The organism is Vibrio scophthalmi LMG 19158 (assembly GCF_000222585.1).
GTDB classification, from domain to species: domain Bacteria; phylum Pseudomonadota; class Gammaproteobacteria; order Enterobacterales; family Vibrionaceae; genus Vibrio; species Vibrio scophthalmi.
Map to the genome: position 1 here is coordinate 45,742 of NZ_AFWE01000070.1, position 24,708 is coordinate 70,449.

General features: G+C 43.9%; 22 protein-coding genes and 2 tRNA genes. 6 read left to right on the forward strand and 18 right to left on the reverse strand.

The annotated features are described in order from the left end of the window. From RH88_RS05040 to RH88_RS05120, 17 genes are all read right to left on the reverse strand, one after another. Nucleotides 1-1,152: a trans-sulfuration enzyme family protein gene (locus RH88_RS05040; RefSeq protein WP_005593928.1), complete on the reverse strand. Its 1,152-nt coding sequence runs from the start codon at nucleotides 1,150-1,152 to the stop codon at nucleotides 1-3. Between the two features lie 214 nt (nucleotides 1,153-1,366). Continuing rightward, complete coding sequence (locus RH88_RS05045) at nucleotides 1,367-2,275, reverse strand: glucosaminidase domain-containing protein (RefSeq protein WP_005593930.1); 909 nt, start codon at nucleotides 2,273-2,275, stop codon at nucleotides 1,367-1,369. A 134-nt stretch (nucleotides 2,276-2,409) separates the two neighbouring features. Next, nucleotides 2,410-3,138, reverse strand: coding sequence for a GntR family transcriptional regulator (locus RH88_RS05050; RefSeq protein WP_005593931.1), 729 nt, complete (start codon nucleotides 3,136-3,138; stop codon nucleotides 2,410-2,412). A gap of 162 nt (nucleotides 3,139-3,300) precedes the next feature. Continuing rightward, nucleotides 3,301-4,242 carry a transketolase family protein gene (locus RH88_RS05055; protein WP_005593932.1) on the reverse strand — a complete coding sequence of 314 codons (942 nt, stop codon included), beginning with the start codon at nucleotides 4,240-4,242 and terminating at the stop codon, nucleotides 3,301-3,303. Next, entirely contained in the window at nucleotides 4,239-5,090 is an 852-nt protein-coding gene (locus RH88_RS05060; RefSeq protein WP_005593933.1) for a transketolase, read from the reverse strand. Before RH88_RS05060 ends, RH88_RS05055 begins: the two co-directional genes overlap by 4 nt. A gap of 53 nt (nucleotides 5,091-5,143) precedes the next feature. After that, entirely contained in the window at nucleotides 5,144-6,496 is a 1,353-nt protein-coding gene (locus RH88_RS05065) for a PTS ascorbate transporter subunit IIC (protein WP_005593934.1), read from the reverse strand. A gap of 11 nt (nucleotides 6,497-6,507) precedes the next feature. Next, nucleotides 6,508-6,774, reverse strand: a complete 267-nt coding sequence (locus RH88_RS05070; RefSeq protein WP_005593935.1) for a PTS sugar transporter subunit IIB — start codon at nucleotides 6,772-6,774, stop codon at nucleotides 6,508-6,510. 10 nt (nucleotides 6,775-6,784) lie between these two features. After that, nucleotides 6,785-7,228, reverse strand: coding sequence for a PTS sugar transporter subunit IIA (locus RH88_RS05075; RefSeq protein WP_005593936.1), 444 nt, complete (start codon nucleotides 7,226-7,228; stop codon nucleotides 6,785-6,787). A gap of 579 nt (nucleotides 7,229-7,807) precedes the next feature. Further along, nucleotides 7,808-8,515 carry an acid phosphatase AphA gene (gene aphA, locus RH88_RS05080; RefSeq protein WP_005593938.1) on the reverse strand — a complete coding sequence of 236 codons (708 nt, stop codon included), beginning with the start codon at nucleotides 8,513-8,515 and terminating at the stop codon, nucleotides 7,808-7,810. A 268-nt stretch (nucleotides 8,516-8,783) separates the two neighbouring features. After that, nucleotides 8,784-10,106, reverse strand: coding sequence for a CoA-disulfide reductase (locus tag RH88_RS05085; protein WP_005593939.1), 1,323 nt, complete (start codon nucleotides 10,104-10,106; stop codon nucleotides 8,784-8,786). Between the two features lie 76 nt (nucleotides 10,107-10,182). Continuing rightward, complete coding sequence (locus tag RH88_RS05090; protein ID WP_005593940.1) at nucleotides 10,183-11,595, reverse strand: cation:dicarboxylate symporter family transporter; 1,413 nt, start codon at nucleotides 11,593-11,595, stop codon at nucleotides 10,183-10,185. A gap of 39 nt (nucleotides 11,596-11,634) precedes the next feature. After that, nucleotides 11,635-12,018 (reverse strand): RidA family protein, encoded by a 384-nt coding sequence (locus RH88_RS05095; protein WP_005593941.1) that lies wholly within the window; start codon nucleotides 12,016-12,018, stop codon nucleotides 11,635-11,637. 27 nt (nucleotides 12,019-12,045) lie between these two features. Then, nucleotides 12,046-12,702, reverse strand: coding sequence for a helix-turn-helix transcriptional regulator (locus RH88_RS05100; RefSeq protein WP_005593942.1), 657 nt, complete (start codon nucleotides 12,700-12,702; stop codon nucleotides 12,046-12,048). A gap of 467 nt (nucleotides 12,703-13,169) precedes the next feature. After that, nucleotides 13,170-13,260, reverse strand: a tRNA-Ser gene (locus RH88_RS05105). Nucleotides 13,261-13,589: 329 nt separating this feature from the next. After that, a tRNA-Pro gene (locus RH88_RS05110) sits at nucleotides 13,590-13,666 on the reverse strand. A gap of 51 nt (nucleotides 13,667-13,717) precedes the next feature. Continuing rightward, nucleotides 13,718-15,517 (reverse strand): DUF3413 domain-containing protein, encoded by a 1,800-nt coding sequence (locus tag RH88_RS05115; RefSeq protein WP_005593943.1) that lies wholly within the window; start codon nucleotides 15,515-15,517, stop codon nucleotides 13,718-13,720. A gap of 25 nt (nucleotides 15,518-15,542) precedes the next feature. Further along, nucleotides 15,543-15,767: a YejL family protein gene (locus RH88_RS05120; protein ID WP_005593944.1), complete on the reverse strand. Its 225-nt coding sequence runs from the start codon at nucleotides 15,765-15,767 to the stop codon at nucleotides 15,543-15,545. An 86-nt stretch (nucleotides 15,768-15,853) separates the two neighbouring features. Here RH88_RS05120 and yejK point away from each other — a divergent pair, with 86 nt between their 5' ends. The 3 genes from yejK to RH88_RS05135 all read left to right on the forward strand — a co-directional run bounded on the left by yejK (nucleotide 15,854) and on the right by RH88_RS05135 (nucleotide 19,749). After that, nucleotides 15,854-16,852, forward strand: coding sequence for a nucleoid-associated protein YejK (yejK, locus tag RH88_RS05125; RefSeq protein ID WP_005593945.1), 999 nt, complete (start codon nucleotides 15,854-15,856; stop codon nucleotides 16,850-16,852). Nucleotides 16,853-17,053: 201 nt separating this feature from the next. Continuing rightward, nucleotides 17,054-18,397: an Hpt domain-containing protein gene (locus RH88_RS05130; RefSeq protein ID WP_005593946.1), complete on the forward strand. Its 1,344-nt coding sequence runs from the start codon at nucleotides 17,054-17,056 to the stop codon at nucleotides 18,395-18,397. A gap of 200 nt (nucleotides 18,398-18,597) precedes the next feature. Continuing rightward, on the forward strand, nucleotides 18,598-19,749 hold the full coding sequence (locus RH88_RS05135; RefSeq protein ID WP_005593947.1) for a hypothetical protein: 1,152 nt from the start codon (nucleotides 18,598-18,600) through the stop codon (nucleotides 19,747-19,749). Nucleotides 19,750-19,828: 79 nt separating this feature from the next. Here the strand turns inward: RH88_RS05135 and nhaC are convergent, their stop codons facing one another. After that, a complete protein-coding gene (gene nhaC / locus RH88_RS05140; RefSeq protein ID WP_005593949.1) occupies nucleotides 19,829-21,262 on the reverse strand; it encodes a Na+/H+ antiporter NhaC in 1,434 nt (477 codons plus the stop codon). 576 nt (nucleotides 21,263-21,838) lie between these two features. Here nhaC and asd point away from each other — a divergent pair. The 3 genes from asd to RH88_RS05155 all read left to right on the forward strand — a co-directional run bounded on the left by asd (nucleotide 21,839) and on the right by RH88_RS05155 (nucleotide 24,632). After that, a complete protein-coding gene (gene asd, locus RH88_RS05145) occupies nucleotides 21,839-22,957 on the forward strand; it encodes an aspartate-semialdehyde dehydrogenase (protein ID WP_005593950.1) in 1,119 nt (372 codons plus the stop codon). A 327-nt stretch (nucleotides 22,958-23,284) separates the two neighbouring features. Next, nucleotides 23,285-23,941 carry a GntR family transcriptional regulator gene (locus RH88_RS05150; protein WP_005593951.1) on the forward strand — a complete coding sequence of 219 codons (657 nt, stop codon included), beginning with the start codon at nucleotides 23,285-23,287 and terminating at the stop codon, nucleotides 23,939-23,941. A 169-nt stretch (nucleotides 23,942-24,110) separates the two neighbouring features. Beyond that, the gene (locus tag RH88_RS05155; protein WP_005593952.1) at nucleotides 24,111-24,632 is read left to right on the forward strand and encodes a type II secretion system protein; all 522 of its coding nucleotides are present in this window, start codon (nucleotides 24,111-24,113) and stop codon (nucleotides 24,630-24,632) included. The last annotated feature ends 76 nt before the right edge of the window (nucleotides 24,633-24,708 follow it).

Here is a 24,708-nt window from a genome sequence, read left to right on the forward strand (position 1 = left end):
TTAACCCTCTAATGCTTGTTGTAGATCGTCGATAAGATCATCAGCATCTTCGATACCAATCGAAAGACGTAAGGTTTCAAAGTAAATCCCCATCGCTTCTCGCTCTTGTTTTGGTACCGAACCATGTGACATTGAAGCGGTGTGATTGATCATGCTCTCTACGCCACCTAATGATTCTGCTAACACGAAATAACGCAGCTTAGCGATGAACTGTCTTACTTGTTCTTCACCACCGGCAAGTCGAATAGTGACAACCGCCCCTCCGGTTTTCATCTGACGTTGGCACAATGCATGTTGTGGATGAGATGCGAGGCCTGGGTAATGAACTTCCGTGATTTTTGGGTGATTTTCTAAGAATTTTGCGACTTTTAGCGCGTTAGCGCAGTGACGTTCCATGCGAACATCCAGGGTTTTTAAGCCGCGTAGTGCAAGATAAGAATCAAATGGTGAAGCGATAGCGCCGACCGTGGTCTTATATGCATTGATTTGAGTTGCCAATTCCGGGTTATTGGTAATCAAAGCGCCGCCAATAACATCGGAGTGACCACCAATGTATTTGCTCGTAGAGAGCATCACCATATCAGCACCAAGATCAAATGGGCGTTGGTTCCACGCAGTCGAGAAAGTGTTATCGACACAAGTGGTAATACTATGTTGTTTGGCTAGATCACAGATCGCTTCAACGTCGACCAGTTCTAGTAATGGGTTTGTTGGCGTTTCAATCCAAATCAATGCCGTGTTATCGCGCATTTCAGCAGTCACGGCATCGAGATCGTTTAAGTTCACATAGCTAAATTCTAAGCCAGAGGTACGAGTACGTAAGCTTTCAAATAAGCGATACGTTCCACCATAAACGCTCGACATTACAATTACATGCGCATCTTTAGATAGCACCTCTAAAGCAAGTGATGTTGCCGCCATGCCAGACGAAGTGGCCGTAGCATAAATGCCACCTTCAAGCTCGGCTAATGCCGTTTCGTAAGCATTGCGTGTTGGGTTGCCGCAGCGTGAATAGAAAAACTCACCACTCTCACCGAGATTCGGTTGAATGAATGAGCTTGCGGTCACGATTGGTGGAAAGATGGCATTGTTGCCTTTATCTGTCTGATTTCCGCCGTGTATGGCAATGGTGGCAATTTTATTGCTTTTCATAAGACGTCCTTGCTTACTCTGGTGTGAGTAAACATAAAAATAGAGTAGGTGCTTTGGTCGCTATTTTAATCTGTAACAGTGGCAAGGAGTAAGCGTTTTATTCTTCCCGTTAGGGTAAGAATGGCTTTTATGACCGAATTTTGACAGAGGTGTGAGTGATAAAGCAGTACCTTCACTTGTGCTGGGTACTGCTTTATGTGGGAACGGAGATGGCTTAGTGGGTGAAGCGAATGCGCAGACTTTGCTGACTATCGAGTTTGACATTATCGAAGCTGTCGAGCTGGTGGTGTTTGATGAGTGCGCGTAGATTGTCTACGTAGGCTTCACCACGAGTAGAGTAGTGTGATAAGGCTTGAACAAGTGCATGGCCTGTTAGCTTATTTTGCCCACGTAACTGATGGCGTAGTTGCCAAAGTTCTTGGTAGGCACCGGTGGTATTGAGGTTGTGCATATAGCTGGCCGTGCCTTGATAAAGATTATCAAACGCCGCAACTTTGACATGTCCGCCAGGAGTTGTGAGGTATTTACCGCCATGAGCAGGAAGATGTTCACCATACAAGCTATTACCTTTGATGGCGAAATGACTGGTTCCCCAACCACTTTCATCGATGCCTTGCGCTAGCACCATACCGACGGGAATAATATCCACATGCAGCAGAAGATCTTGGATGTTATTCGATTTGACGTTGTATGAAGCATAGAGCTGATTGAGCCATTGCGTTTCACTGCTTGACCACTCGCTTGCAGGTTTATCGGCAAGCGCTTCAATTTGATGGCGAACGGCTAAAATTTGATCGTTAACCGCTTGGATGGTTGGTAGTAGTAAGCGAATAAACCCGGATGTTTTTTGCTCTACCGGCAGGTTGTTGAGATCATCTGGGAGGTTTTCAATAAAGTATGCCGGTAAGCTTGAGCTCTTTGCGACGTTATCCAGTTGGTAATGGTGCTGTTTAAATAGCGTGATCAGTTCTGGTGCTGAGTGCAGCGTTTGCACTTCAATATTTGGGTAAGGTTGGCTGAGCTGATCAGGAGAAAGAGGCAGCTTATCGTGAGCGAGAGTGAACGTTGAAACCAACAGAGAACAACAAGCAAAAGTTGCAAAAACAGGCTTTAATAAGGACATCGTTACCATTCCTTTGTTTATCATTAGGCTTATAAACCTAAATTAGTATAGGCGAACATTATCCTCCCAGAATTCCATATTATGCAAATAGTTACTAGATAGTTGATGAGCTCGTCAGCTTTATGCCTTTCTGTCTACCTTCTGACCACTTGATGTATATTGAATAAATCACTGTTAATGGTCGCGACGGTATATTCAAATGGTGTGCCATCATCAAAAGAGACCAGTTCACGCAGTTCAATCATTGCTTGCCCTTCGTCGACTTTGAGTAATTGAGCGAGCCCAGCATCGCTAAGGTTGAAGGCAGAAATATCTTGCTCTCTTAACTGGACTTTCTTGCCTGTTAATTGCTCCATATAACTGTATTTTGATTCTTCGACTTTATTGAATTCAAATGAATCACAAACGTTGATTGGAATATGAATTTTTTCGAATGAGACAGGCATGTTGCCAAAACTCATTAGTCTCTCAAGGTAATAAATTTTTTCATTCGGTTTTATTCTAAGAGCGTGAGCGATTTGCACCGAAGGAACTTCAATAATCGCACTGGAAAGTACTTGGCGAACAGCGCTTTGCCCGGCTTGCTGAGCTTGGTGGTCGAATGGAGAGAGAACATGGAAATTGCCGCTGCTTTGTTTGTTTGGTGCACCGACGTAAAGGCCTGAACCGTTAACGCGATAGATACTGCCTTTTTCAACCAAATAACGTGTTGCTTCTCGGACGGTCGCTCGAGTAATACCTAAGGCTTTAGCTATTCCTGATTCGGTATCGAGCTTTTCACCTGCCGGTATTTTATTGTCAGCAATTTTGCTTTCAATAAACTCGACAACAATTTGCTTTTTGCCTGTTAACGCTAACGTCATAAGTATTCTATTTATTTATATACGACTAGAAAATAAGGAAAAATTTGAGCTAAGATCAAACTGACGACTGGGTCTAGATAAAACCAGTCGTCAGTATAAGTGACACTAAGCATTTAAAAAAGCCATTTAGATTTCATCAATGAAACCTAAATGAAACAAAGATTAACGCTTATTTAGAACTTCTAGGCAGAATTCAGTAATTTTCGCTGCGCTGATACCATAAGTTTCTTTTAAGAAATCCAATGAGCCAACTTGACCATATTGTTCTTGTACGCCGAGTTTATGGAACTGTTTTACCGCAACACCAGATGAAAGAAGTTCACAAGCGACAGCATCCCCCAAGCCACCAATGACATTGTGGTTTTCAATGGTAATCACACAGCCTGTTTTAGCCGCGAACTTAGCGACTAACTCACTATCAAGTGGCTTGATCGTGTGCATGTCGATTACGGCAACACTATGACCCGTTTGTGCTTCAATCATATTTGCGGCTTGCATTGCATCGTGTACACAAATACCTGAAGCGATAAGGGTAATGGTCTCACCATCTTTTAGTACATTACCTTTACCAATTTCAATATCAGCTTCCGATTGATGTAAGTGTGGAAGATCTTTACGAGTAGAACGAATGTAGTTAACGCCTTTGTTGTTGTATGCGTAACGCATAGCAGCGCGTAATACATGCTCATCAGACACATCAATCACAGTAGCGTTTGGCACGAGACGCATTAGACCAGTATCTTCAAATGGCATATGAGTGCCACCGTTAGTGACTGCAGTAACGCCTGCATCACTACCAAAAATATTGATATGTTGCTTCGCGTAACCACCGGCAAGGAAGATTTGATCATAACAACGGCGTGTTGCGAAACAGCCAAATGAATGAACGAAAGGCACTTTACCTACCGCTGCTAGTCCAGCGGCAACACCGATCATATTCGCTTCTGCGATACCACATTGCAGGAAATTATTCGGGAAAGCATCGGCAAATTTACGTGTGCTCATACTGCCCATTAAATCGGCTTCTAATACCATTACGTCATCGTGTTGCTCTGCTAATTCAATTAACATTTCCGCATGAATGACTCGAAGTTCTTTGTTCATTTTAGCTCCTCAATTTTTTTGTCTAACAGAGCGATGTCAGTTTCAATAGCGGCACGAAGTTCATCATCTAGACGTAGGTGGTGGTTAGCTGAAATATTGACAACCGTTGGAATGCCTTGGCCTTTAACTGTATCTAGGATGATGGCGGTCGGGCGATCAGTGGTCGCGAGTGCTTGCTCAATAACATCACAAATAGCGCCAACATTTGCGCCATCAACAGCCAGAGATTGGAAGCCAAAAGCTTCAAACTTTTTCTGTAGGTCGAAAGATTCTTGAATATCAGCAATATCACCATCTAGTTGGCGCTTGTTGTTATCAACAAAAACAACGAGATTGCTCAGCTTATGGTGAGCGGCAAATTGAATCGCTTCCCAGCATTGGCCTTCTTGTAGCTCACCGTCACCGACGATAGTGAAAACGTTCGATTTTGAACCCGCAGCCATACCTGTCGCGCATGAGATACCTTGGCCCAGAGAGCCTGTGGTCATGTCGACGCCAGGCGTTTTATTCATATCAGCGTGGCTTGGTAGGTTAGTACCATTAGCGTTGATAGTTTGCAGCCAAGAAAGGTCGAAAAATCCACGTAGCGCGAGTGTGGCATACAGTGCTGGGCCAGCATGGCCTTTAGAAAGAACAAATAGATCGCGGTCTTTCATTTGCGGATTTTGTGGGTCGTGTTTTAGGTAGCGACCGTACAAACAAGCTAAGGTTTCAGTGACAGATAAGCAGCCACCAAAGTGGCCGTAGCCCATATTTAACAATGCTTTAGAGAGTTCTTTTTTAATCGATAAGTTAAACGATTCGATTTGACGCAGGTCGAGTGGAGACTGCATTTCATTAGTAGGCATAATAACCTCGGAAAATAGGAGAGAGCGGGCTGGGGGAACAGCCCGCTAGGAATTTAGATGTTTTCTGCAGTATCAGCAGATTTCTTGCCTAAGAAGTTAGTGCTTAGTACAGCACCAGCAACAAGTGCGATACCGATGATTACTGCTTCTTTACCAATCATTGCTAGGTAGCCAAGGAAGATACCTGTAACTGCGAAGTCAGAATCAGAGAATGTTGTGTTGGCAAAGCCTAGGTCGCCAAGTACAGGCAGTAGCCATAGTGTTAGGAACGTAATAACCACACCGTTGACGAAAGCACCGATTGCAGCGCCGCGACGACCACCAGTTGCGTTACCAAACACGCCTGCTGTTGCACCAGTAAAGAAGTGAGGAACCACACCTGGAAGGATAAGCGTTAGCTCCATCACACCCAAGATACCCATGCTGACCAAGCCGCCTAAGAAACTACATAGGAAACCGATAAGTACCGCATTTTGTGCGTAAGGGAATACGATAGGGCAATCTAGTGCTGGTTTTGCATTTGGTACCAATTTTTGTGAAATACCGGTAAAGGCTGGTACGATTTCAGCAAGTACTAGACGTACACCTTGTAGGATAACGAATACACCCGCAGCAAAGCCGATTGCAGTCAGAATGGCGTAAACAATTGGGTTTTGGCCATTACTTAGGTTTTCGGTAACAAACTCAGAGCCAGCGGCTAGAACAAGAATTAAGTAGATCACACCCATGGTTAGCGAAATAGAAATTGAAGAGTCACGAAGGAACACAAGGTTCTTCGGTAGATTCATTTCTTCAGTGCTCTTTGAGCCTTTACCGACTACTTGACCAACGAGAGCTGAAGCGACATAGCCAACCGTTGAGAAGTGACCAAATGCAACATCATCGCTACCGATGATCTTACGCATGAATGGCTGCGCCATCGCTGGGAACAACACCATGATTAGACCTAAGCTCACTGAACCTAAGAACACCAACATCGCGCCGCTAAAGCCAGCAACACTTAGGATAATGGCAATCATACATGCCATGTACAGAGTGTGGTGACCAGTTAAGAAGATGAACTTAAATTTTGAGTAACGAGCAAAGAAGATATTTGCCACCATACCGAATGCCATGATCATTGAGGTTGCTGCCCCAAAATCCGCCATTGCAGTTGCGTAGATTGCTTCGTTGTTTGGGATAACACCACGAAGGCTGAAGCCTTCTTCCATCAGTACACCCATTGGAGTAACTGCGGCAACCAGAATACCAGCGCCACCGCCGATAACAATGAAGCCAAGAATGGTTTTAATCGTGCCCTTAATAACATCAGAACTCGATTTTTTCTGGATAGCCAAACCTAATAAGGCGACTAAACCAATCAGTATTGCAGGGGTGCTAAGAATATCAGTAATAAAATGGAGCATAATAAGTTCCTTTAGTTACGATTTAAGTAAGCTTCGATTTTTTCTTTCATTGCTGCTTTGTCGGTAATGTTTGGAATTGAAATAACATCACCAGCATGAATACTGTCCGCAAGATCTTTTGTACAAATAAAAACATCAGCCATGTCTGGGGTTACAGAGCCTAAATCGGTATGTTCAACTTCTGCATCGATACCTAATTCACGCATCACTTCTTTAACCTTCATTTCGATCATGAAAGAAGAACCTAGACCTGTGCTACATACAGCCATAATACGCATAGTTTTATCCTCAGAATTTTTTGATTGTTTCAATAATTTGTTGTTTTTCTAGAGCCTTTGACACTTCTAATACGTCTTCTTCACTACAGAAGAATTCTGAAATAGAGGTGATCAGCTCGATGTGTTGGTTGCTATCTTTAGCCGCTAGCAACAAAAGAATTTTTACTGGATCGTTATCTTCGCTATGAAATTCAACGCCATTACGAACCACAAGTAGGGATAGAGCGTTATTGTTGACGCCTTGCTCTGGACGAGCGTGTGGCATAGCAATCATCGGGGCAAGAACGTAGTAAGGGCCAAGTTCTAGAGTTGAATTGATGATGGCATCAACATATTCAGGTTGAATATCACCAGACTCAATTAATGGTTGGCATACCAGATGAATGGCATCCTGCCAGTTTGAAATGTCATCAACAATAGAGATGCGCTGTTCAGTAAGGAGAGTTGAAAGCATATGTTTACCTTTATTACGTTAACCTTGATATACACCATCAAAGCTGTCTATACAGGTAATGCTATAAGAGTTAAAAAATAAATAAGGTGATAATTCTCTCAATAATCCAAGGGTTAAAATTTAATTTCCATTGCTGTCTTTGGAATCACAGTTTTGTGTTTATCTCTAATATGTGGGGGTAAACTTGTGAGGTATGTGGGTTTTATTCGTCAGTACTTGGTGCTATGTGAAATATCAAGGAAGTATTAATTTGAATTAAAAATTAAATTCAATGTTCTAGTTAGGTGGTGGATAAGTGTTGTTAGTGTTGATTTTTTATTAATAAAAATAACAACAGAAGGAGATATAAAGAGAAATAAAAGCGGCGAACAGGAATAAATTAAATGGAAGCGATCGGTTTAAGAAGAGGTTGTGGTTATCTGCTCTGTATTTTTTCCATAGGGTGGGTGATTGTACGCGGGTCCATGTGCGACTCAATCATGTTATTAAGCCGTTAATCCATACAGAAATAGACACGACAAAATGAAAAGCCACCATTCATGAATCAATTGATGAATGGTGGTTCGAAAATCGAATGAATTAGTAGTTCGAATCAATCAATACTGCTTCACCATATTTGCCTGCTTGAGGCATTGGATTGTTGGTTGACTGAGCATTGCGTAGGAAACGAATACCTTTTGCACCAACGTGCTGAGCACTCGTAATATCGGCATCAGCATCACCGTAGAACATCGTGATATTTGCCGTTTTCAGTTGTTTTTCTTTCTCTAAACCGCCAGCAAATACAACCGGTTTGATTTGGTCACGGTATTCAGCAGGGAATAGATTGCGAATCAATGTGGTTACGGTTTCTTGACCTTCAGGGGCCGTGCGACCAGTAACAAAATAAACCGTGTCACCATGCTTCAGGTGCATATTTACGAGCTTAAGCGCCGATTGTTTAGGAATAGAGAACTGATCTAAACCAGTACTTGCTTCATTCCAAAATTCTTGATTGTTAAGATAATCGAAGGAGTTTGGAGAGTATTTTTGTTTACCATAGTAGAACGCAGGTGATGAGAATAGCATGGTGTCATCAATATCTAAGCCCACGGTGATTGGGTGTTTAGGTAGCTCTTTCTGAATATCAGAAACGGTTACCCAATCGATATCTTGGTAAGCTCCAGTGGCTGGAGATTGAGCAATATAAGACTGCATATCAATCGTTTCTAGTGGCGCGGCTGAAACGAAAGATGAACTTAATAGAAGGGCACTGATCGCAAGCGTTAAAGGTTTGGTAAATCGCATGATTGTTCCTTTGGATGAGCGTATTTAAATTTGGATGTCTAGGCCGGTATCGCCTGACGCCCGCAGCTTACTCTTCAGGATATTGGTGTTATGCAGTTCAGATCACAATTTTTATGTAGTGTATCCGCAATGTAATATTGTTGTTTTTTTTCTTGACGTGTCAATGGATGACAAAAGGCATTGAAGAGCCTAAAGATACAGGACCATCTAACCAGAAGGCCCTGTATTAATTGGTTAATTTAGAATGCTATTTAAGTGTCGAATGAGTTTACTTAGCGACGTTACCAGCCACGTTTAGTGCATCCCACGTACGTGAGAAAGGTGGCGCGTAGCAGAAGTCCATGTAGCCGAGTTGTTCAGTGGTCATCTTGGCCACAATCGCGACTGCGAGTGCATTCACGCGGCCCACGGCGCCTTTTTTACCGATGATTTCACCACCCAATAGAACGTGAGTGTCTGGGTGGTACACTAACTTAACCTTAATATCTTCTTGGTTCGGGTAGTAATCCGTTTGGTTTTTATCTGCAATCGTCGAGGCTTTGACGGCCATATTATGCTCTTTGGCCAACAGTTCAGAGACACCGGTACATGCGAGTTCGTAATCCAATACTTTTAAGCATGATGAGCCTAAGAAACCGGTCATATGGGTGTCTTTGCCTGCAAGGTTATCTGCCATCATACGAGCTTGCTTGTTGGCTGTTGTTGCCAGCGGCAAATACATTGAGTGACCAAGCGCCATATGATGAACAACCGCACAGTCACCGACTGCGTAGATATGAGCATCTTCCGTCGCACCAAACTCATCGACAAGCAGTGCACCGTTGCTCGCTTTAGCCAATTCGAATGCTTCTGTGTTTGGTTTAAAACCAAGTGATAGGAGTACGATATCCGCTTCAACATCACCATTGTCTGTTGATACGATATAACCGCCTTGTGGTGCATCAGCAATAGCGGAAACACTACAACCGGTTTTCAGATCGGCACCTGATTCACGAATAGCATCTTCCACAACCGTGATCATTTCTGGGCTGAATTGGCGGCTCATGATGTGTTGTTCACGCTCAATGATGGTGACGTGTTTGTCCAGACCATGGGCTGCGTCAAAGACTTCAAGGCCTATAAAGCCTGCGCCGATCACGCAAACGCGCTGTTTGCTGCTGTCTTTAAAAGCTTCTTTAACCGCCAAGCCATCTTCTCGACTGGTCAGAGTGTAGACATGCTCTGGGTTGTATTCACCAAAAGCAGGTAGGATAGGACGAGCGCCAGTTGCGATAATCAGCAGATCGTAATCCAACACGCTTTCTGCTTCGTTATGGCGAAGCGTGATTTGTTTTTCAGTGCGATTCAGCGCCACCATTTCGGTGTTAACGCGAACATCTAAACCTGATTGAATAGCTTGCTCAGGTGTACGAGAAATCATACGTTCCGTGTCATCAAACATGCCACCTGCAAAGTAAGGTAGGCCACAAGCGCCGAACGAAATGTAGTCGCGTTTTTCAATCACGATGACATCGCTTGATGGTTGATTTCTTTTGTATTTTGCAGCGAAGCTCATACCTGCGGCATTACCGCCAATGACAACAACTTTCATTTTAACTACCTAAATAACTGAAATTCTGAAAAACGAAAGAGCACCCAAAGTGGATGCTCTTTCTTAAACCAAGAGATTAAGCTGCCGCTTCGCTCTCTTTAGCGCTAACAGCGCCATTGTCTGAATTGTATTGCTCAAGATTGAGTGAGCCATTCTTCTTCGCGGTTAACACGCCTGATAGCATTGAACCTGAGATGTTTAGCGCAGTACGTGCCATATCGATCAGAGCTTCAATTGAAACCAGAATCGCTACTACCGTGATGTCTAGACCCATAATAGTCAATACAGCCACTGCGGCAAACGTTGCACCGCCACCGACACCAGCGATACCGAATGAAGCAATCGCGATAACGGCAATCAGTTGCAGGATGAAGCCCATATCAACTGGCATACCCATTACTTGTGCAGCCATGATAGCAAGCATTGCAGGGTAAATACCCGCACAACCGTTTTGACCGATACTGGTACCGAAGGTGGCAGACATATTTGCTGTTTCTTCATCTACACCTAAACGTTGTGTTTGTGCTTCAACGTTAAGAGGGATAGCAGCCATGCTTGAACGAGAACCAAAACCGAACACCAATACAGGCCAAGTTTTCTTCATGAATTTAGCTGGTGATAGGCCGAACATTGACACCATTACGAAATGGATAACGAACATCACACCGATGGCTACATAGCTTGCAACTAGGAAGCGGCCCATTTCTGCTAAAGCGAACAAGTCATTGGTCATCATGAACGTGGTCATCAAAGCGAATACACCGTAAGGCGTTAGCTTTAGGATCTCACGAACCATTGAAAGAACCACTTCTTTAGCCGCGTTGATGAAATCAACAAAGTTTTGTACTTTTTCAGGCTTACGAGTTTTAACTTGTAGAATACAGTAGCCAAGGAACATACCGAACAGAACGGTTGATAGCGTTGATGTGCGCTGAGAACCGGTTAGCATGTCGAAGATGTTGGTTGGAATGATAGACAGAGCCATGCCTGATAGGCCGCTGTTCGCCATTGCGTTTTGCGTTGCGATCAGAGAGTCACCACGCGCTTCGATTGCGCTGTTAGTACCCATGGTGCTAACCAATGCGTTTGCATCGATACCAAATAGGTAAATGGCAGCAATACCAACGGCTGCTGAAATCGCACAAGTGAAAAGTAGAATACCAATGATTTTTGGTGCGATTCTAGACAGCGCGCCGCCACCTTCAACGTTCATGATTGAAGAGATCATTGCCACGAAAACAAGTGGAATAACGATCATTTGTAGCAGCTTGATGTAGCCTTTACCGAACACTGAAATTAGTTCAGCAAAGCCACTAGTCGCGACGTTACCCACGCCGAAAACAAGTTGAATTGCGCCACCAAATAAAAGGCCGGCTGCAAGGGCGCTCAGTACGCGGAAGTTAAAACTTTTCTTCTGTTTTTTGAAGTTTGACAGTAAGGCGTAGAAGCCAAAAAACAGAACACTTAATCCAATAAACGAAACACTCATGAGAATCTCCTATTGATACCCATATTTTGCTGATAATGGTTATTTCTTGAAGGCAACCGCTTCAACTTCAACCAAAGCATCTTTTGGCAACCTTGCCGCTTCAACACAAGAGCGTGCAGGTGCATTCTCAGTGCCGAAAACCTCAGTGTATACTTCGTTAAACGCGGCAAAGTTTTCCATGTCAGACAGGAAGCAAGTTGTTTTTAATACGCTGTCTAGACCAGCACCACTTGCTTCAAGTACCGCTTTCAAGTTCTCTAGAGACTGACGTGCTTGCTCCTTAATACCACCTTCAACAAATTGCATGGTTTCAGGCACAAGAGGAAGTTGACCTGAAGTAAACACCAAGTCGCTGTATGCGGTACCTTGAGAGTACGGGCCGATAGCCGCAGGGGCTTTTTCAGTCGCAATGATTTGTTTCACTATGTAACTCCTAAATGATTAACTTTTTTATGATTTGAATTCGCGAATAAATTTGTAAACAGCTTGGCGGCTAATGCCAAGTCGTTCGGATACTTGTGTGGTCGTCTCTTTAAGCTCAAAAATGCCATTGTCAAACAAGCAGCGAATGATCGCTTTGTTACGTCCCTTCAGCGTAATGGACTCATCGAGTTCGACTTCCGCAATGGCAGTATCGAGTGCTTGGTTGATGACATCATTAGCATTGTTGCTGAAGTTCTCGTTCACTAAAGAGGCACCTGATTGTGGCAGTAAAGTTTTGACAATTTCAGGAAACGGATAAGACAAGTTCATGTTGATGCACAACATACCGATGGCTTTTTTATTTGGCCCCGCCAAGATGCAAGTTGTCGATTTCAGAAGAGATCCGTCGGTGGCATTAGTGAAATAACTTTTAGGTGATACTTCACCGGTTTGATCGAATGTGCGCCAAACCTTTAAACCTAAATCGGTAACAGGTGAGCCAATTTTGCGTCCGGTGTGGTGACCATTGACGATTTTAACCACGGAATGATCCACGCTTTCAAAGGAGTGGATAACCACTTCACAATGGGCGCCAATTAAATCTGCGATGGTGTCAGCTACGCGAAAGTAGTTGTTGAGGTACTCGCGATCTTCATCAGTAAATCGAACTTGTTTTACATTCATGGTCTGGGTTTACAAAATTAAACTTTATGCAGCTAAGCTAACTCTTTAGTGGTAATTCGGCAATAGCAGTAAACTTTTGTAAACTGAAAATTAAGTGTCCTAGGTCACTTAAAATGGGCGCAAATGGGTGGCTGGTGTGATTATTTTTCGAACGATATCACTATTTTTCATTGGTGCCGGTTGAATTTTTTAAACTAAATCATAGTTTAAAAAAGTAGCACTAAAGTGAGAGGTTTCTACTAATTTTATGATCTTCAGCAAGTTTGAAAGTTTGGCTTATCGCGCCTATGAATCGTTGCTTACCATAAAGGAAGACATTCCTCTTATAGACCATCACTTAAAATTGCCTTGGACTGGCTGTGCTTTTTACAACAGAGCTATGAGCTCTGGTTGGTAAAGTCTCCGAGTCTTGTGATTGGTTCAAATAGCAAAAAGCCCGCTAATTGCTTAGCGGGCTTTTCTAAATGTGGCGGAGAGATAGGGATTTGAACCCTAGGTGGGCTATAAACCCACGCCGGTTTTCAAGACCGGTGCTTTAAACCACTCAGCCATCTCTCCGTTGAGACGCATAATATATAGGTCGGAGATCCTTGTAAACCCCTAAATGGATTGTTTGCCTTGTTTTTGAGCGATTTAACGGTTTTATTTTTCATTTGCTTGTTTTCTGTTCTATATGTTTGATTTTGAAATAAAAACAAACTTATTTACTGAACAGATAGTGCTATGGATGAAGCTGGTTAGTTCTCTGATTTCTGGATTTATTAGGCTCAGGAGCAATCGTTATGGGGAGTCGTCCGGCTGACAAGTTATTGAGATTCGACTAGTGGTGTTTTTAGGACGAGCAGAAAACAAAAAAAGAGAGCCGAAGCTCTCTTTTTAAAGGTGTATGGTCGGACTGAGAGGATTTGAACCTCCGACCCCCGACACCCCATGACGGTGCGCTACCAAGCTGCGCTACAGTCCGATAGCTTCAATTTAACGAGTCGGTCTGCTGGCGTCAATATAACGAACTGATTTATTTGCTTTTTGTGTAAAAGCGCTGCAATTCGGTCAAGCCTTGCATCAGTACAGGCAGTGCGGGATTTTCATCACGTAAGCGCTGGTAGTTCGCATCATAGAGCTTATAGTTACCAAACTTATCGATCACAGTGGTATTGCTGTTGGTGATCAGCGCGAGTTCGTGATGATCGCCTGCTAGAATCCACTTACGTGAACGTTCATCAAACAGATTGCGACCACTGCTGTAATCTGACGGATTAGATGAAACGCCCAGTAAATCTTGCAGTAATGTGACAGATAAATCTAGGTGACTGGTTCGGTGGTTATACTGGCCAGCAACTTTACCTGGCCAATGAATCACCATCGGCACTTCAAGTTGGTATTGGCTGTAGTTAGAGCCTGCACCCCAGCTATTTGAGCCCGTCTCATTAAACTCAGTACCATGGTTTGACGTCACGATAATTACGGTTGAATCAGATAGCTTTAGCTCTTCAATTTTTGCATACAGCGTCGCTAATTCTTGATCTGCGATGCTAACAGATTGCGTATAGCTGGCACTGAGTGATTCACTCGCGTTACCAGCAGAGTGCGAATAATCATTAAAGTTATCGAGCGTGGTGAGCTCAATAAAGCTAAACCAAGGCTGGCCATCTTGCACTTGCACCCAATCGGCCCAAGCATTGATTGCTAACATGTCAGAAGATTTTGCCTTAGCCGTTTCAATCGATTGCAGTTCAAGACCATTAAAGACGATATCTTTGTACAGTGGGTCTTCAAAGTTATCACCACTAAAGAGACCAAATTGATAGTCTTGATCTTGCAGAGTTGACAATACGATTGGCAGTGACGCTTGTTCTTTAATGCTGCTTGCGTAACTCGTTGGCAAGCCGTAGAGCAAGCCAAAAACACCATTGCTATCGTTGCTTGAACTGAAATGATTATTGAAGCTCAAGTTATCTAAGGAATATTGGAAAGTATTAGGCATGGCCGAAGCATTTAACGCATCAGCACGCAAATTGTTGACGCTTACAACCAGTACATTAAGTGGGTTGGCGCGGCGACTAAATTCGATTTGTTCTAGTGGGTAGCGAACCAATTCTGACTCACCCAAGCTCTCAGCGCGTCGCTTGAGGTACTCTTCTCGATCAAGTAGGCCATGTTTTTCCATAAAGGATTTCGCCGTCATTGGGTATGACAACGGGAAATTCGCCTGTTGAGAGGTGATTGGGGTGTAGAAATGCGCATCCGCCCACGAGTAGATCAGGTGGCTTGAGGTAAAGCAGATGAAAAATATCGCAGCAATCGGGCGTCCGACATGCTTGTGCGATAGTTTACGTTGCTTACGCCACACCCATTCAGATAGCGCCAACTCAACTAAGAAAATCAGCGGTAATACAACGAATAGATGCTGTAAATCGGCACTTACGGTACCACTGTTTTCAGAAAATAGGACTTCCCATACTACGGGAGTAAGGTGAAGATTAATGGTTTGATAGGCTTGCGTGTCAATAAGCAGCAGCGTCAAGCCTATAGTCACCAAACAGACCGACACTAAGCGAAATAGCTTACGTGACGGAATGATGAACGTCAGTGGAAATAGAACCAGCAGATAAAGCGCGAACACCAAGAAGCCAAAATGGCCAACCCAGGAAGCCGCGAGGTAAAACTGACCGAGTAGTGTCTCAGGCCACGGAGATTGAGTGATGTATCGGGTACCGACAAGCATGGCTGCGATAATATTGAAAAACGCAAACCAATGGCCCCAACCAACCAAACGCGAAACGCGCTCTCCGTATGTATTTCCGTTATCTACCATGTACTGTTCTAAATTCCGGTTCTAATTAGTGTGCTTTGTCGTCAATTGAAGACAACAATGCTTGAGCAAATTTTTCAGCAATTGCTTTGCGTTGACCTTGGCCAACACGTTCATTGATTACGTTTGTTGCAATGTTACCAGCGATCATTAATGATAAATCTGGACCAGCACCGTGCTTAGCTAGCACAGCCGCAACTTCGGTCAAAATGTTTTCAAATTTTTCGTCGCTGTATTTAGATGTAATCGGCATAAAGACTCTAATGAAGAATAGTAAAGCGGCTTATGATAACCTACAATGCCGAGCAACTGAATCCTAGAACGACGATAAATTTCATCATGAGCCTCTATCTTTCTAACGTTATCCTACATCAACTGCAAAAAAACGAATCCGAAGAACTGGTGGTTAACTTCCGCGCAGACGCGTTGGCGAACGATACCTCTAGTGAAAACCTTGTTGCTGAACTGCATCGTGTATTCAACTCGAAAGCAGGTAAAGGTTTCGGTTCCTTTAAATCAGACAGCGAATTTCAAGTCTGGTTGCAAGAACTTCGTAAGCAAGATCGAAATTTTTATGATTTCTCACAAGTTAGCGCAAATCGTCTTAAAGATGAATTGTCTAAGTACCCATTTGCAGACGAAGGTATCTTAGTTTTTGCTGAATATCAGTCATTGGCGACGGATTATTTATTTGTCGGTATTATTCCTTCAAACCACAGTTTGAAAGTAACAGAAGGCCTAGATATTAGTGCAACAGACTATCTTGACCTTTCAAAAATGGATATCGCCGCACGCATTGATCTGTCGAGCTTTGAAACAGATCAAGATTCAAATCGTTACTTAACTTACATCAAAGGTCGTGTTGGCCGTAAAGTGGCTGATTTTTTCCTCGACTTCCTACAAGCCGATATTGGTCTTGATACTAAGCAGCAAAACCAAGTATTGATGCAAGCGGTAGAAGATTTTTGTACTGATTCTAAATTAGAAAAATCAGATGCAAACAGCTATAAAAAACAAGTGTTTGATTACTGCAGTGGCCAACTTAAATCTGGCGATGAAGTGCAAATCAAAGAGTTGTCTGGTGAATTACCACCTGCAGAAGATGGCTCAAGCTTCTTACAGTTTACTCAAGATCACGGTTATGAGCTGGAAGAGAGCTTCCCTGCCGATCGCTCAACCGTACGCAAACTCACTAAATACGTGGGTGCCGGCGGTGGTATTAACATGAGCTTCGATAGCATGCTTTTAGGTGAGCGCGTATTTTATGATCCAGAAACGGATACACTGACCATTAAAGGCACACCGCCAAATCTACGTGATCAGCTGACACGTAAATGATAAATCGTTTTATATAACGATTATTTAGCCTCGCCTCTCATGCGGGGCTTTTTATTACCTAAGGGTTTTTGCCTACCTTTGTACTTGTTACATTTCTTATCGATAACCTGCGCTTGGCGACATTTTGTCCGTCCTAACCTGCATTACGGCCACTTTGCGTATATTCTTGTATTTTAGAGAATTAACCATGTGTAGGTGGACATGCAAAAAAGACAACTGATGCTTGGCTGGGGATTAATTCTAATTTGGGCCATTGCGCTCACCGCTTTAGTGGTGAACTACCATAAAACGGAAGCAAAGATGGTCAAGGTTGCCCAACTGGGTGACAGTATTGAAGAGTTCCGCAGTCGGCTCTTTTTCGACGCCCCTTATCGCGTCAATCTTGTCGAGCAGCAGGTCAACAATCTGAATAAGATTGAACAGCTGCACCAGCAATTATCGCAAGCGTCAGCCAAAGAATGGTTCAATCCAGATGTCCAACAATTGTTGTTTACTACGGAATGGTTTGTTGAACAAAGTCATGCTTTTATCAATACAGAGCTCGCCTTGGTTGATTTGATTACTCAGGTGCAAGCAAAGCGTCTTGCCTATGCAGAGCAATCAGATCTTGAGTCGTATTACTACCGTTTAAGTGCTTATGTTTTTGAGGCTCTCTTTTCTGATGCCTCCCAAGCTTCCGTTGCCTATCGCGACCTAGATAATTTGTACACCCAATCCTTGTCATTAGCGGCAGAAGATAAGCAGCAACTGCAAGTTATCTTAGCCAATACCTCTCAGGTCATGGGCAGCTATGCGCAAGGATCGTATTTGGTCTCTCAACTGGTAAGTCACTCCGTGCATAATGAAGTGACCGCGATCGGTGACCAATATCATTTGTTACTGGAAAAACATTTCATCATCGGCGCACTGCTGAGTGGCAGTGTGATGCTGCTATTAATGGCACTGTGGTATCGCAGCTTTACTTTGTTTGCCGCACAAGTCGTATCGTCATCATCGCTTAATTCGCAGACGGAGTCGCAAACACAAACTCGTCGCACTCAAGTCTCGCCACAAAAACAACAAACAGAGTCGATGACATCATCTCAATTGGAAGAGCAAGCGCCTTCCGTCGCTATCAAGCCAGAGCAAGCCAATATTGTTAATTTTGTGGCCAGTAATGGCGAGCAAGAGCCGCAATCTATCTCACAGAGTGAACCTGCAGGGGTTGAAAGCCAAATTAATTTTCCATTGATGCTGGACTCATTAGGCGATGATCGTGAATCACTCTGTATGTTGTTGGAGGTGTTCGTTGAAGATCATCAGCGCGATGTCGCCGAAATAACCCGCTTACTCAGTGATGCACCAGAGGAAGCGATTCGCAAAGCACACAGCCTTAAAGGGGTGGGCGGCAATCTTGGTGCCGATCGTTTACGCGATATTGCTGGCAAGGTAGAAGAGGCGATTCAAAAAGACAGTACTCAGGTCGCCGAGCTATTAGTGACATTGGATGTCTATTTGAGCCAAGCGATTAAAGAAGCAAAGGGATTTCTGACGGAAGAAGCGTGAGTCTGACAGCAATATTGAAATATCGTACGTTATTCTCTCATTCGTTGATAAATAACTCAGTGATTTAAAGGTACTCTGACTTAAACTTAAGCAAACTGATGTATAAACAGGCTTATGTCACCATCAATAAGCCTTTGAACGGGTTTACTTAATTCGGTTGGCATTGTTCAAAGTTAGATAAAGTAGTTGTAGGTGACAGTATGTTTCTCCGTCGATGTTTATTAGGCGCATTTTTATCGCTCACGGTAACGCTTTCCGGGTGTTCACTATTGGAAGTCAAAATTGACAGCCAAACCGTTCCATTGACCCAGCAAGAGCTCAATATGCGTATCATGACGCGTGAATATGCTCAGCAATTCTTTGCCCAAGTTGAGCAAGCGGCAGATGTACTGCATAAACAGTATGAACCGAAAGATCAGCTCCATCAGTCTTATATCTTGTTATGGAAAATCAACGCTGAAGAAGGTTTGCAAGCAGCAGCTTACCAACTCTCGCCAATGGCAGGGTTAATTGATACATGGGTATTTACCCATCAAATGAATCAATTTTTCGCGCAAGGTGGGGGAAAAGACCTGTTTATTGGTGAAGAAGCGAAACAAGTCTCCGCCCATCTCGCCAAAGAGATCGATAAACTCGCCAAAGCACTGCTCAAACCGAGCGTGTATGTGCAGTCAAGTGAGTTTGTTACCCAGTTTGTGGCGACTTACCCCTTCGCCGATCTTAGCTTAATTCGTACGCCCGCTTATCGCGCATGGCTTGAGGCCAATAACATCAGTGAAGAAGAAGCGGTCACAACGTTGGGTACAATGCCTGAAGCGATAGGGGATGTTTCTGATCGCCTTAGCTTAGTCTCTGAGCAAACACCGAAAATCATGACGTGGAAAGCGCAATTACTGGCGTTAAATAGCACGGCCAGTATTGAACAGGTTAATCAAGCTTTAGATAGTTTAAAAGTGACCTCAGATGCACTGAACGATTTTATCCAAAACAACCCCGAGTACATGAGCGATTTAGCTGAGCAGATGGCATTGCAATTGCAGCCGCTCGTGGAAGATATTGATCAAAAAACCGAGGCTAGATTGGCGCAATTGAGTGTTGAGCGCCAAGCGTTAGAGGCGATGGTAGCAAGAGAGCGGCAAGAAGTAGCGCTAATTATTAGCCATGAGCGAGAGAAGTTTGCCCAAGATTTAGACCACGTTTCACAACAGGTGGTGAACCTTGCGATGGATAAACTTATCGAGTTAATCAAAAGCACCATCCTTTACTTTGTGCTGTTTATAGGCGTAATTTTCTTCGCCCCACTGGGTCTAGGCTATCTGCTGGGTAAACGATCTGCTGTCAAAGCAAAGTAGTAAACAAGTCGCTAACAGGTGATTGTGGGATAACAAAAAAGAGCGCCTAGGCGCTCTTTTTTCATCGGTAACGGAAAGGTTAGGCGTTTTGCTGCTGCAAGCCGCTTTCTTCTTCCTCGCTTGCTTGTGCGGTTGGTTCGCATTTATCCACGAACAAGCCTAAGTACGAGGTCACGATGGTCACGATAATACAAACGAAGCTGAGCCACATAAATGGCGCATAAGAGAGGGTTGCGACGCCCAGAATACTTGCCATGTAAATGCCATTATCACTCCATGGCACCATGCCCGAGGTTAATGTGCCGCCAAACTCGGCGTTACGTGAAAGGTTCTTACGTTTATAGCCCAGACGGTCGTAATTTTTAGCGCAAATCTTTGGCGTAAGGATAAGCGACACGTACATTGCAGAGCCAAAGACGTTACCCATAAACGCGGTAGCAATGGTCGAGGTAGCTAAAGAGCCGGCACTGTTTACACGACGTTCAAACATTTTCGCCACCGTTTCTAGTACGCCCACTTTATCTAGTAAGCCACCAAAACCTAAACCAAACACGATAACCGCAACCGACCCCAGCATTGAAGACATGCCACCACGGTTTAAGATCGAATCGATGAAGTCTACGCCCGATAAAATCGAGTACGGTTCCCATGCGGTTTGAAATGCAGTTAGGAAATTCACATCTTGGATCATCACTGCCCAAACAATACCCAGTAAAGAACCAAAGCTGATCACTGGGAATGAAGGCATGCGCATGGCGAGTAAAGCTAAGACAATAACGACCGGAACAAACGAGAATGGCGTGATGTAGAACTGTTGATCCATCGCGGCAATCACACCGTCTACTTGTGACATGTCGATGTTACCCGCGTAGTGGAAGCCGAACAGTGTAAACAGAATACCAGTGATGATGTAGCTGATAAGCGCGATAGGTAGCATGCCTTTAATGTGCTCGACCACTTCAACGTTTGACATTGAAGAAGCTAAAATCACGGAATCAGACAGCGGTGACATCTTATCGCCAAAGTAACAACCAGAAAGGATAGCACCCGCCGTAATCGGTGCAGGTACGCCAAGGCCTTGGCCAATTCCCATCATCGCAATACCCGCAGTACCAGCAGCGCCCCAAGAGGTGCCCGTAGCCAAAGCGGTTAAAGAACAGATCACCATGGTAGCGAGTAGGAAAATAGAAGGATGGATCGCTTTTAGGCCATAGTAAATGATGGTCGGCACGATACCGCCAGAAATCCAAGTTCCGACGAGTGCACCAACGGCGAGTAGGATCAGTACCGCGCCTAAACCATTAGAAATGCCATTTAGAGCCGCTTGTTCTAGCTCTTTGTATTTATGCCCAAGTCGTAAGCCCAATACGATAATAATGAACCAGCCAATATACAGCGCAAGCTGAATAGGCAAATTGAACTTGGCGGTAAACGAAAATGCCATTAGTAGGAATAAACCAAGAGAAACAATTACTTGTGTCAAACTTGGTAGGCGAAGTGTACGTTGCGTCATCGCGAGCCTCTTAGCTATTTAATACCGTTCATCACAAAACACAGCAAACCAGACAAAAATTTAGGGCAAACAGACACCGAGGCCAAGATTTTAACTTGGTCGTAATCGTGTGATTGCGTAAAGGTTGTGGGTTCGATTTGCTTACAGAATGATTCTGTTTGCGCTAAGTGATTGATACGAGTGTTAACTCCTTTTTGATAGCACGGACTTTACCCTAAATAGACGAATATATCGAGTGTGTTTCATTTGTGTATTGTATCTAGCTCAATATGGGTGTGTTTTTAGTTAAATATCTCATTTAATGTTAACTCGGTGATGCGTTAACTTTTTTGTGGTGTGATTTTTATGTGTTACAGATGTAACGTGTGTTTTTTTAAAGGCGAGCGGTTGAGCGGGCGGAAGGATGCCGTCAATTCATACTATAAATGACCGTTTTATGGTTAAATTGTAGAAATAATCGTAAAAGTTGTAGCAAAGAATGATTTTTCACTTGAGATTTTTGTTTGAAAATTGAAATATGGACAAAGAGAAGTTTTTGAGAAATACCCATTTTAAAGAATACATGGAGAGTAGATGATGAGAGTAGGTTTAGTTGGTTGGCGTGGCATGGTTGGTTCAGTGCTCATGCAACGCATGGTTGAAGAAGGTGACTTCAATTTCATTGAGCCGGTATTTTACAGTACATCGCAAATTGGCATTCCGGCACCTGTTTTTGCCAATAAAGATGCAGGAAATCTGCAAGATGCTTTCGATATCGAAAGTTTAAAGCAGCTAGATGCCATTATCACCTGTCAAGGTGGTGGTTATACCGAGCAAGTGTACCCAGCACTTCGCCAAGCGGGTTGGAAAGGCTACTGGATTGATGCCGCTTCAACGCTACGTATGGCATCTGATTCGATTATCACTCTTGATCCTGTCAACCACGCACAGATCCAACAAGGTATTCTCGGCGGCACCAACACCTTTGTTGGTGGTAACTGTACCGTGAGCTTGATGCTGATGGGCCTTGGTGGTCTGTTTGAAAAAGGGTTGGTTGAATGGACTAGCGCGATGACGTATCAAGCAGCTTCTGGCGCGGGTGCACAAAACATGCGTGAGCTCATTTCACAAATGGGTGTGGTGAACGACGCCGTCAGCTCACAGCTTGCAAATCCAGCCAGCTCAATTCTTGATATTGACCAAAAAGTGGCCGACACCATGCGCAGTGGCTCTTTCCCAACCGATAAGTTCGGTGTGCCTCTGGCTGGCTCTTTGATCCCGTGGATCGATGTGAAGCGTGATAATGGTCAGAGCAAAGAAGAGTGGAAAGCGGGGGTTGAAGCGAACAAGATTTTAGGCTTCCAAAATGCCCCAGTGCCAATTGACGGTACATGTGTGCGCATCGGTGCAATGCGTTGTCACTCTCAAGCGCTCACCATTAAGCTGAAGCAAAATGTACCAATGGATGAGATTGAAGAAATCATCGCAACGCATAACGATTGGGTTAAAGTGATCCCGAACGAGCGAGACATTACAGCACAAGAGCTGACCCCGGCAAAAGTGACGGGCACACTGTCTGTTCCTGTAGGCCGTTTACGTAAAATGGCGATGGGTGATGACTTCCTAAATGCCTTTACTGTTGGTGACCAACTACTGTGGGGTGCTGCAGAACCACTACGTCGTACACTGCGTATCATTCTGGCAGAAAAACAATAATTCGTTATCACTTCCCGCAACATATCGTTGTTAGGGGGCGAGTGAGTGACGCGTAACATCAAAGGCTACCATGGGGTAGCCTTTATTATTGGTGCTAGATAAAGAATAGATCGCTGAGCAAAGAGGTAATGGTTGTGGTAGTGCGTGATTTATCATCACATTAGGCGGCAACAACTCAATATTTAACCCGTTGCACTTGTTTTCACATTACAGTAGTGCGGTTGGAAAGCAGAGTTTGCTATGATACGCACAGATCCCAGACAATGTGCTCGATATGCCAGTTTAGGATGACTGTGTATAGATAAGGCCAACGGATAACTTCAAACAATGATAATCAATAAACAAAGCTTAGAAGAACAAGCCACCGACTACCTTCGCGAGAAGATCGTGAACGGTGAAATGGAACAAGGCGAGAAAATTGTTGAAAGCACCCTGGCCAAGGATTTGGAGCTGTCACGCAGTACAGTTCGAATGGCGCTCAACACCTTGTCCCACGAAGGTCTTGTGGTGCAAAAGCCTTACGCTGGCTGGCATGTATTCATGCTTGATGAAGACGACTTATGGGAACTGTACAACCTACGAGTAGCGCTTGAAAGCCAAGCGGCGGCGATGGCGGCTGAAAAAGCTTCAGAGCAAGATAAGAAAGCCCTGAGTGAGCTGTTCCAAGAATATTGCGATTTATGTGCTTCTGCTCCTGATGATATTCAAGCAATCAGCCAAGCTGACTTTAAACTGCATCGTAAAATCATCGAGGTGAGTTGCAGTAAGCGCATGGAAAAAGCCTATGGTGAGATCGCTAACCAATTGCTGAGTTATTTAAGTATGACCCACATTGATTACGATTTGTCGCAAAGTGCGCTAAGTCATAAACCGATGATCGATGCGATCTGTAACGGTAATGCGGAACTGGCGTGGCAAGAAGCTAAAGCTAATATCACACCAGTAACCCCACTTTGTGAGTCGATCAAAAATAACCAAGCATAATTGATCGTAGTCGGTGTTATACCTATCCTCAATACCCGCCACTGAGCGGGTATTTTCATATCCAGTCTAGTGGCGAACGATTTAGATTCTGACTTGCGCTAACAAATCAATGACATGCCGCTGACTTAGCTCCTTTACCGTAACTCCGCTTGGTAAAAGGGGATCAACGATGAAGCGAACGAAACAAGGTTTTACACTGATTGAATTGGTGGTGGTGATGGTTATCTTGGCGATTTTGGCTGTGGTGGCGATGCCTAAATTCATCAATCTTAAAGACAGTGCTAATACCTCTGCTCTGCAAGGTGTATCGGCAGCGGTGCATGATGCAGTGGAACTTGCTCATAGTAAGGCAGTGGTATTGGATAAACAGAACGAAGCGTATTATGCCATTGACGGGGCGGGCTCGATCCAATTTGGCTATCCCGCGGTGAACAAGCAAGGTTTAGTTGAATTTCTTACTTTAGATGAAGGCTATCATGATCTGAGTAAAGAATGGGTGTGGGCTGCACGAAATAATGGCTCGTTGACCACCCCTGATTATTGGATCGTAACGCGTTCGAGCTATTTGCGAGGATACACAGGCAGTGATTTTAATGGTGAGATTGAAGCGACTCAGTGCTATGTCAAATACACAACTGCAATGCAGGTAGGTGATGAGTATGCCATTGAAACAGTGACGGATGGTTGTTAGTCCGTCACGACTAAGTGTGCTCTAAGATATCAAGACCACCAACTAAATCCGACCAACGAAAAGGGTGTCAAACGAC

Coding starts and splice junctions, on each gene's coding strand:
- RH88_RS05040 (WP_005593928.1), bottom strand. CDS start 1,152: ATGAAAAGCAATAAAATTGCCACCATTGCCATACACGGCGGAAATCAG.
- RH88_RS05045 (WP_005593930.1), bottom strand. CDS start 2,275: ATGTCCTTATTAAAGCCTGTTTTTGCAACTTTTGCTTGTTGTTCTCTG.
- RH88_RS05050 (WP_005593931.1), bottom strand. CDS start 3,138: ATGACGTTAGCGTTAACAGGCAAAAAGCAAATTGTTGTCGAGTTTATT.
- RH88_RS05055 (WP_005593932.1), bottom strand. CDS start 4,242: ATGAACAAAGAACTTCGAGTCATTCATGCGGAAATGTTAATTGAATTA.
- RH88_RS05060 (WP_005593933.1), bottom strand. CDS start 5,090: ATGCCTACTAATGAAATGCAGTCTCCACTCGACCTGCGTCAAATCGAA.
- RH88_RS05065 (WP_005593934.1), bottom strand. CDS start 6,496: ATGCTCCATTTTATTACTGATATTCTTAGCACCCCTGCAATACTGATT.
- RH88_RS05070 (WP_005593935.1), bottom strand. CDS start 6,774: ATGCGTATTATGGCTGTATGTAGCACAGGTCTAGGTTCTTCTTTCATG.
- RH88_RS05075 (WP_005593936.1), bottom strand. CDS start 7,228: ATGCTTTCAACTCTCCTTACTGAACAGCGCATCTCTATTGTTGATGAC.
- aphA (WP_005593938.1), bottom strand. CDS start 8,515: ATGCGATTTACCAAACCTTTAACGCTTGCGATCAGTGCCCTTCTATTA.
- RH88_RS05085 (WP_005593939.1), bottom strand. CDS start 10,106: ATGAAAGTTGTTGTCATTGGCGGTAATGCCGCAGGTATGAGCTTCGCT.
- RH88_RS05090 (WP_005593940.1), bottom strand. CDS start 11,595: ATGAGTGTTTCGTTTATTGGATTAAGTGTTCTGTTTTTTGGCTTCTAC.
- RH88_RS05100 (WP_005593942.1), bottom strand. CDS start 12,702: ATGAATGTAAAACAAGTTCGATTTACTGATGAAGATCGCGAGTACCTC.
- RH88_RS05115 (WP_005593943.1), bottom strand. CDS start 15,517: ATGGTAGATAACGGAAATACATACGGAGAGCGCGTTTCGCGTTTGGTT.
- RH88_RS05120 (WP_005593944.1), bottom strand. CDS start 15,767: ATGCCGATTACATCTAAATACAGCGACGAAAAATTTGAAAACATTTTG.
- yejK (WP_005593945.1), top strand. CDS start 15,854: ATGAGCCTCTATCTTTCTAACGTTATCCTACATCAACTGCAAAAAAAC.
- RH88_RS05130 (WP_005593946.1), top strand. CDS start 17,054: ATGCAAAAAAGACAACTGATGCTTGGCTGGGGATTAATTCTAATTTGG.
- RH88_RS05135 (WP_005593947.1), top strand. CDS start 18,598: ATGTTTCTCCGTCGATGTTTATTAGGCGCATTTTTATCGCTCACGGTA.
- nhaC (WP_005593949.1), bottom strand. CDS start 21,262: ATGACGCAACGTACACTTCGCCTACCAAGTTTGACACAAGTAATTGTT.
- asd (WP_005593950.1), top strand. CDS start 21,839: ATGAGAGTAGGTTTAGTTGGTTGGCGTGGCATGGTTGGTTCAGTGCTC.
- RH88_RS05150 (WP_005593951.1), top strand. CDS start 23,285: ATGATAATCAATAAACAAAGCTTAGAAGAACAAGCCACCGACTACCTT.
- RH88_RS05155 (WP_005593952.1), top strand. CDS start 24,111: ATGAAGCGAACGAAACAAGGTTTTACACTGATTGAATTGGTGGTGGTG.